This is a genomic window from Arhodomonas sp. KWT (assembly GCF_010993615.1).
Genome location: NZ_WNXE01000613.1, coordinates 1 through 990, shown reverse-complemented (window position 1 = coordinate 990; position 990 = coordinate 1). Strand labels below are relative to the sequence as shown.

The 990-nt window shown below is 68.5% G+C and carries 1 protein-coding gene; it reads right to left on the bottom strand.

Annotation, left to right across the window (positions count from 1 at the left end):
* Nucleotides 1-60: 60 nt before the first annotated feature.
* A partial coding sequence (locus G7A99_RS21135; RefSeq protein WP_163143879.1) for a TonB-dependent receptor domain-containing protein occupies nt 61-990 on the bottom strand: 930 nt, incomplete at its 5' end.

The window sequence follows — 990 nt, the reverse complement described above, 5'->3', positions numbered from 1 at the left end:
GAGGAGCGCCGTGGCGGCGAGCCGCCGCCACGGGAGACCGGTGATGGACATGGCCGCGGCTTAGCTGCCCGGCTGCCAGGTCACCGATACCAGCGCCGCCCGGCCGGGCATGTTGTAGGTGTCGGCGGTCTGGTAGTCCTCGTCGAAGAGGTTGGTCACCCGGCCGCGCAGGGTCCAGGCCTCGTCGATCCGCCAGGCGGCGGTGAGGTCCACGACGGTGTAGGCGTCCAGCTCCGTGGTGTTGGCGGTGCTGTCGTAGCGCTCGCCGCCGTAGTGGATGCTGGTGCCGAGGGTCGCCCGCCCGAAGGTGCGGCGCACGCTCAGGGTGGACTTGAACGACGGCCGGCGGCCGAGCTCGTTGCCGGTGTCCTCGTCCTCGGTGTGCATCCAGGTGGCGGTCAGGCGGGTGTCGAAGCCGGCCACGCTGCCACGCACCGTGCCCTCGACGCCGCGGATCAGGGCCTCGTCGACGTTGACGTAGGTCGAGCTGTCTTCGGACAGGGCGATCAGGTCGTCGATATGGGTCTGGAAGGCCGCCACGTCCCAGCGCCAGTCGTGGCCGCCCTTGAGCCCGAGCTCCCAGCTCTGCGACTTCTCCGGGTCGAGGTCCGGGTTGCCCTGGTACATGCCGAAGTAGCCCGGGTAATAGAGGTCGTTGAAGCTCGGCGCCTTGAAGGCGGTGCCCCAGGAGACATAGGTGCGCATGCTCTGCGTCAGGCGGTAGCCCGCGGCGACGCTGCCGGTGGTCTCGCCGCCGTAGACTTCGTTGTCGTCGTAGCGCACGGCGCCCTGCAGGTCGAAAGGACCGGCGAACCACTGCTGCTGGAGGAAGGCCGCGAGGTTGTCCCGGCTGGTGCGGTCGTAGTCGGTGGTGCTGTCGACCTGGTCGTCGTAGTAGTCGACACCGATGGTGGTGATCAGGTCCTCCGAGAGGAAGAGATCGTTCTGCCAGGTGACGCTGTCCCGGGTGGTGGTGTAGCGGTCGTCGGT